The sequence below is a fragment of the Mesorhizobium sp. M7A.F.Ca.CA.001.10.2.1 genome, assembly GCF_003998575.1.
GTDB lineage: Bacteria > Pseudomonadota > Alphaproteobacteria > Rhizobiales > Rhizobiaceae > Mesorhizobium.
Map to the genome: position 1 here is coordinate 1 of NZ_RZQY01000341.1, position 6364 is coordinate 6364.

At 64.4% G+C, this 6364-nt stretch carries 7 protein-coding genes; 4 read left to right on the plus strand and 3 right to left on the minus strand.

Annotation, left to right across the window (positions count from 1 at the left end):
- Positions 1-491 (plus strand): heterodisulfide reductase-related iron-sulfur binding cluster (locus EN964_RS20900; protein ID WP_245490677.1); only part of this gene is annotated, 491 nt, incomplete at its 5' end.
- Between the two features lie 16 nt (positions 492-507).
- Here EN964_RS20900 and EN964_RS20905 read toward each other — a convergent pair.
- Positions 508-1428: a bifunctional 5,10-methylenetetrahydrofolate dehydrogenase/5,10-methenyltetrahydrofolate cyclohydrolase gene (locus tag EN964_RS20905; RefSeq protein WP_127268830.1), complete on the minus strand. Its 921-nt coding sequence runs from the start codon at positions 1426-1428 to the stop codon at positions 508-510.
- 261 nt (positions 1429-1689) lie between these two features.
- A complete protein-coding gene (locus tag EN964_RS20910; RefSeq protein WP_127268831.1) occupies positions 1690-2427 on the minus strand; it encodes a L,D-transpeptidase in 738 nt (245 codons plus the stop codon).
- 215 nt (positions 2428-2642) lie between these two features.
- On the opposite strand from EN964_RS20910, the gene EN964_RS20915 reads away from it, so the two are divergent.
- Positions 2643-3281: a DNA-3-methyladenine glycosylase I gene (locus EN964_RS20915; RefSeq protein WP_127268832.1), complete on the plus strand. Its 639-nt coding sequence runs from the start codon at positions 2643-2645 to the stop codon at positions 3279-3281.
- 2 nt (positions 3282-3283) lie between these two features.
- Here the strand turns inward: EN964_RS20915 and EN964_RS20920 are convergent, their stop codons facing one another.
- Positions 3284-3535: a hypothetical protein gene (locus tag EN964_RS20920; RefSeq protein WP_127268833.1), complete on the minus strand. Its 252-nt coding sequence runs from the start codon at positions 3533-3535 to the stop codon at positions 3284-3286.
- Positions 3536-3994: 459 nt separating this feature from the next.
- On the opposite strand from EN964_RS20920, the gene hisS reads away from it, so the two are divergent.
- Positions 3995-5497, plus strand: a complete 1503-nt coding sequence (hisS, locus tag EN964_RS20930) for a histidine--tRNA ligase (RefSeq protein ID WP_127268834.1) — start codon at positions 3995-3997, stop codon at positions 5495-5497.
- Between the two features lie 255 nt (positions 5498-5752).
- On the plus strand, positions 5753-6364 hold a 612-nt coding region (locus EN964_RS20940), incomplete at its 3' end, for an ATP phosphoribosyltransferase regulatory subunit (protein ID WP_206528738.1).

A 6364-nucleotide genomic window follows, 5' to 3' on the forward strand; every position in this document is an offset into this window, starting at 1 on the left:
GTTTCATGCTGCGGCTGGATCCGGCCTATGCCGACAAGGCCGCGCGCGTTTCGGCGCTGGCCAAGGACATCACCGAATATCTCTCGACCTTCGATCTGCCTGAACCGGTGCGCAAGCCGGGCACGGTTGTCGCCTATCACTCGGCCTGTTCGATGCAGCACGGCCAGAAGATCACCCGCCAGCCGAAGGAACTGCTGGCCAAGGCCGGCTTCATCGTGCGCGAGCCGCGTGAAGGACATCTCTGCTGCGGCTCCGCCGGCACCTACAACATCCTGCAGCCCGAGATCTCGGCCAAACTGCGCGACCGCAAGGTGAAAAACATCGAGGCGACGGGGGCTTCGATCGTCGCCACCGGCAACATCGGCTGCATCACCCAGATCGCTTCCGCCGCGAAGCTGCCGGTGGTGCACACGATCAAGCTGCTCGACTGGGCCTATGGCGGACCAAAGCCGGAAGGCGTTCGGGAAGAGAGCCTGATCGCCGCGGAGTAGGGCGCCAGCCCCAGCGCTACTCTGCCGCGAGCCTGTCCGCCGTACCGTAGGTCGCCTCATAAAGCGCACGCTGGCGGCTGAGCGCCACCATGGTGTTGCGCAGCAGGATGGCGACCGTGATCGGGCCGACACCGCCCGGCACCGGTGTGATCCAGGAGGCGACCTCGCGCACGCTTTCGGTGTCGACGTCGCCGACGATGCGGCTGGAGCCGTCGGGGCCGATTTCGGAATTGATGCCGATGTCGATGACGGCAGCACCCGGCTTGACCATGTCGGCCTTGATCAGCCGCGGCTTGCCGACGGCGACGAACAGCGCATCGGCACGTCGCGCATGGGCGGCGACCGACCGCGTCATGTGATGGCACACGGTCACCGTCGCGCCTTCGCTCATCAGCAGGAAGGCGATCGGCTTGCCGACGATTTCCGAATGGCCGACGATGACGACTTCCAGTCCCTTGAGGTCGAGGCCGGTTTCCTTGAGCAGTTCGACCGAGGCGGCCGCCGTGCAAGGCGCGAGATCGAGCTGATTGTAGACGATGTTGCCGATCGAGGCCGGATGCATGCCTTCGACATCCTTGAGCGGATGCACCGCCGCCTGCAATGTCCTGATCGGGATATGCACCGGGACCGGCCGCTGGATGATGATGCCGGTGACGCGCGGATCGGCATTCAGGCCGTGAATGGCCGCTTCCAACTCGCCTGCCGTGATGGTGGCGGGAAAGCGCCGCTCCTCGAAATCGATGCCGGCGAGCTCAGCCTTGGCGCGCTGGTTGCGCACATAAACATCCACCGCATCGGTGTCTCCGACGGTGATCGAGACCAGCTTGGGGGGAAAACCCTCGGCTTTGGCGATCGCTGCGTCCTCGGCAACGGCGGCGATGATGCGCTGGGCGACCGGGCCGCCCTTGAGATAACGGCTGTCTTCGGACAGGGGCATGGGTGAACTCTTTTGTGGAACTAGCCACCGAGATAGCAAAAGAATGCGGTAAAGGGCAGCATGAAAGCGAACCGCTATGCCCGTTGCGCGACGCGTGGGTGACCTTTGCCCTCGATTTCTGCTCAAAAACGGAAAGGGCAGCGCGGTTTCCCGTGCTGCCCTTCCTGACCGGCCGCATCCCCATACGGCCCGTCCCCCGTTATCCCTAAACTGGCCTCGAAAAGCGGACTGCTTTGCTGGCCAGGTGATTCGCAAGGATTATTATATCACCTCGACCGTGGTTCCGACATTGACCCGCTCATAAAGGTCGACGACGTCCTCGTTGCGCATGCGGATGCAGCCTGACGACACCGCGCCGCCGATCGTCCACGGCTGGTTGGTGCCGTGGATGCGGTATTCGGTCGTGCCGAGGTAGAGCGCGCGGGCGCCAAGCGGGTTCTCCGCGCCGCCGGCAAGATAGGTCGGCAAATAGCGGCCCTTGGCGGCTTCGCGCTTGATCATCTGCGCCGGCGGGCGCCAGTCCGGCCACTCGCGCTTGCTGGTGATCTTGTGCGTACCCGACCATTCGAAGCCCGGCTTGCCGGTGCCGACGCCATAGCGCCTTGCCTTGCCGTTCTTCTCGACGAGGTAGAGGAAGTTCTGGGTGGTGTCGATGACGATCGTGCCCGGCTTCTGGCCTCCGTCATAGTCGACTTCCTGCGGCAGGTAGATCGGGTTGATCTGAGGACGCGCGAGCATGCGCTTGGCCGGCGGCTGCACCGCCGCCGTCTGCACCCGGTCGGGCTGCGCCAGGCGCAGGCGCCGCTGTTGCTGCACCACCTGGCGGTTCTGGCGCACGATGCCGGGTGCCTGGCCAAGCTGCAGCACCCAGGGTGCGGAAAGGTCGGGGCTCACCATTACCGGCGGCCTGTCGGCATAGCGGTCGCCGGCGGTGGAGGGTGTGACGCCGGCGGCAAACACAGCCACGGCGCCGAGCACGGGAAACAGAACTGTCTTCATCGTAACGCACCTTGATCGTCTGATACAAAACGGGTGGAAACGTCCTCCCGGTTCGGCGATCATTGGCGCGCAAGCAGCAACCGAAACATGAATCGGAATGCGTAAAATGCGGAACTGTCGGTAAACCTTTTGGTGTGGTTACCGCAGGGTTCAGGAATCTGGTAAAGCCGCAGTAAATGCCGCGCAAAAGCGCGTTAACGAACGGATTTTGGCTTATGGACAAGGAAAACACCGGCCTGCTCGCCGGTCCCGACGGTGTCGCGCGCTGCTTCTGGCACGGCAATCTGCCCGACTATCTGCACTACCACGATCATGAATGGGGCCGGCCTGTGGCCGACGACCGCAGGCTGTTCGAAAAGATCTGCCTCGAAGGCTTTCAGTCGGGCCTGTCGTGGCTGACCATCCTGCGCAAGCGGGAGAATTTTCGCGAAGCCTTCGCTAATTTCGAGTTCGACAAGGTCGCCGCCTTCACCGACAAGGATGTCGAACGCCTGCTCGGCAATGCCGGCATCATCCGCCATCGCGGCAAGATCGTCTCGACCATCAACAACGCCAAGCGCGCCCGCGAAATGGCCGACGAATTCGGCTCGCTGGCCGCCTGGTTCTGGAAGTTCGAACCCGGTAAGGACGAGCGGCCGCAAATCGTCGACCTCGCCCATCTGCGCGCCAACCCGACAACGGCCGTCTCGGTGCGGATTTCGAAGGAGCTGAAGAAACGCGGCTGGAGCTTTGTCGGCCCGACCACGGTCTACGCCTTCATGCAGGCCATGGGCCTGGTCAACGACCACCTCGAGGGCTGCGTCTGCCGCAAAGAGGTCGAGAAGCAGCGGAAGGCTTTCAGGCGGCCGAAATAGGCTCAGGTGCCGTTGGCGCTGGCCAGCACCAGGCCGGCGACGATCGCCACCACCGTGGCCACGGTCGGATAGATCACCAGCAGGCCGGTCATCAACGCGTCGCGCATGGATGGTCCCTTGCCGGTCTCGCCGGGCACTTCGAACGGGCCGGCAGCCTGGCTGATCATTTTCGGGGCGTTGATGTCGGCCGGGCGCAGGCGTGCGGGCAATTCGGCATCGCTGTCGATGGCGTGGAATCTTGCTGTGCTGGTCATGGCCGCGAACCCCTCATTTCCCGCGCTTTATCGGCGACGATTGTGTCGGCACAATGCCGTACCCGTGGCGGGATTGTTTCATTTTCGCTGCGTTTTGTTTCAGAGCTTGGCTCGGTGGTAGGCCCAAATCTTGGTCGTTCTGCGCCGCCCCTCATCGCCCTGCCGGGCACTTCTCCCCGTATAGCGACGGGGAGAAGGACGCCCTCGTCGATGGTTTCGCCAGTCGTCCAGGTTGCAAGAGAATGCCCGAGTCCGCGTTCAGCTCTCTTCTCCCCGTCACTATACGGGGAGAAGGTGCCGGCAGGCGGATGAGGGGCGGCGCTGTACTTGCAAAGCTATCGAACTGTTCCTAGCCACCTCGTAGAGAGGGTGCAAACCCTTGCTGGTCCTCGCCGCTTCGGTTAGGACACGCCCACTCGCAATATGTCATCGATTACTTAGCAAAAAAGACCCCAGCTCATGGCCGACAAATCGGAAAAGACGAAAGCGCGACTGCCGCGCGGTTTTGCCGACCGCAGCGCCGAGGACATCCGCGCCGTCGAGAAGATGATGGCGACGATCCGCTCGGTCTATGAGCTTTACGGTTTCGAACCGGCAGACCAGCCGCTGATCGAATACACCGATGCGCTCGGAAAATTCCTGCCCGACCAGGACCGGCCGAACGAAGGCGTGTTCTCCTTCCAGGACGATGACGACCAGTGGCTGTCGCTGCGCTACGACCTGACCGCGCCGACGGCCCGTTTCGTCGCCGAGAATTACGAGCGCCTGCCCAAGCCTTACCGCAGCTATCGCTCCGGCTGGGTGTTCCGCAACGAGAAGCCAGGCCCCGGCCGCTTCCGCCAGTTCATGCAGTTCGACGCCGACACGATCGGTACGCCGGGCGTGGCCGCCGACGCCGAGATGGCGATGATGATGGCCGACGTCATGGAAGCGCTCGGCATCAAGCGCGGCGACTACGTCATCCGCGTCAACAACCGCAAGGTGCTGGATGGCGTGCTGGAGGCGATCGGCCTCGGCGGTGAGGAGAATGGCGGCCGCCGGCTGACGGTCCTGCGCGCGATCGACAAGCTGGACAAGCTCGGGCCGGAAGGCGTGAAGCTTTTGCTTGGCCCGGGCCGCTGGGACGGCGGCAAGGAGGGCGAAGGCGACTTCGCCAAGGGCGCCGGGTTGAACAACGGGCAAGCCGAGGCGGTTCTTCTCGCGACTGCGAGGACCATACAAGCCGGCCAGGATTCCACGGTCAGTTCGAACGCCATCTACCAGGAAGGCGTCGGCGAACTCGCCACGATTAAAGCGCTGGTCAGGGCGGCGGGATATGGCGAGGACCGTATCGCCATGGACCGCTCGGTCGTGCGCGGCCTCGAATACTACACCGGCCCCGTCCTCGAAGCCGAGCTTCTGGCCGAAATCCCCAACGAGGACGGCCAGATCGTACGCTTCGGCTCGGTTGGTGGCGGCGGCCGCTACGATGGCCTTGTTTCCCGCTTCCGCGGCGAGCCTGTGCCGGCGACCGGCTTTTCCATCGGCGTCTCCAGGTTGATGACCGCGCTGAAGAACCTCGGCAAGCTCGACGCCTCGGACGTGATTGCTCCTGTCGTCGTGCTGGTGATGGACAAGGACACCGACAGCCTCGGCCGCTACCAGAAGATGGTGGCGGAGCTGCGCGCCGCCGGCATCCGTTCCGAAATGTATCTCGGCGGCGCCGGCATGAAGGCGCAGCTCAAATATGCCGACCGGCGCGGCTGCCCGGTCGCCATCATCCAGGGCGGCGACGAGCGCGCCAAGGGCGAGCTGCAGATCAAGGACCTGATCGAAGGCGCGCGCATGTCTGCCGAAATCACCGATAACGCCGAATGGCGCGCCGCGCGCCCGGCGCAGGTGACGGTGGCGGAGGGCGAGCTGGTCGCCGAGGTGAAGAAGATTTTGGCGGCGCAGGCCGAGGAGAGGGCGCGTGGCAAGTAGAGGCCGCGTTCTACGGCGCCCCCCTCTGTCCTGCCGGACATCTCCCCCTCTAGGGGGGAGATTGGCAGCTTGGCCGAAGGCATTCTCCTTGCAACCTTTGAGATTGGCGAAAGCCGAGCCGACATCTGATCTACCCCCTAGAGGGGGAGATGCCCGGCAGGGCAGAGGGGGGCGCCGTAGAGCGCCGGCCTTCGCCTGGATCGTTGGCGCCTCTGGTTTGGGACCAGAGGGTCGTGCAGCACTGAGGTCAGCAAGTTGACCTCCCGCACCCCCGCCATCTCCACCGACATCACCAACCTCTTCGCCACGCGCAACACGCACGCCGTCGAGGTCGCCATATTGCAGCCGGCGGACCCCTTCCTCGACATGGCCGGCGAGGATTTGCGCCGCCGCATCTTCCTGACCGAAAGCGAGACCGGCCAGACGCTGTGCCTGCGGCCGGAATTCACCATCCCCGTCTGCCTCGACCACATAAGCTCGCAGGCCGGCACACCCCGCCGATATTCCTATCTCGGCGAGGTGTTTCGACAGCGCCGCGAAGGCGGCAACGAGTTCTTCCAGGCCGGCATTGAGGATCTCGGTGACCGCGATACCGCTGGAGCCGATGCCCGCTCGGTAGCCGACGCGCATGCGCTGCTGTCGCTGGTGCTGCCTGGTCAGGCGCTGGCGATCACGCTAGGCGACCAGACCATTTTCGAGGCGGTTCTGGCTGCCCTCGGCCTGCCGCGCGGCTGGCGCATGCGCCTTGCCCGTGCGTTCGGCTCGGCGCCGATGCTTGAGACGGCTCTCGCCGATCTCGCCAACCCGCCGCGCAACGGCCAGCTTTCCGGGCCGGTCGCCGCCCTCGTCCTCGATGGTGATCTGGAC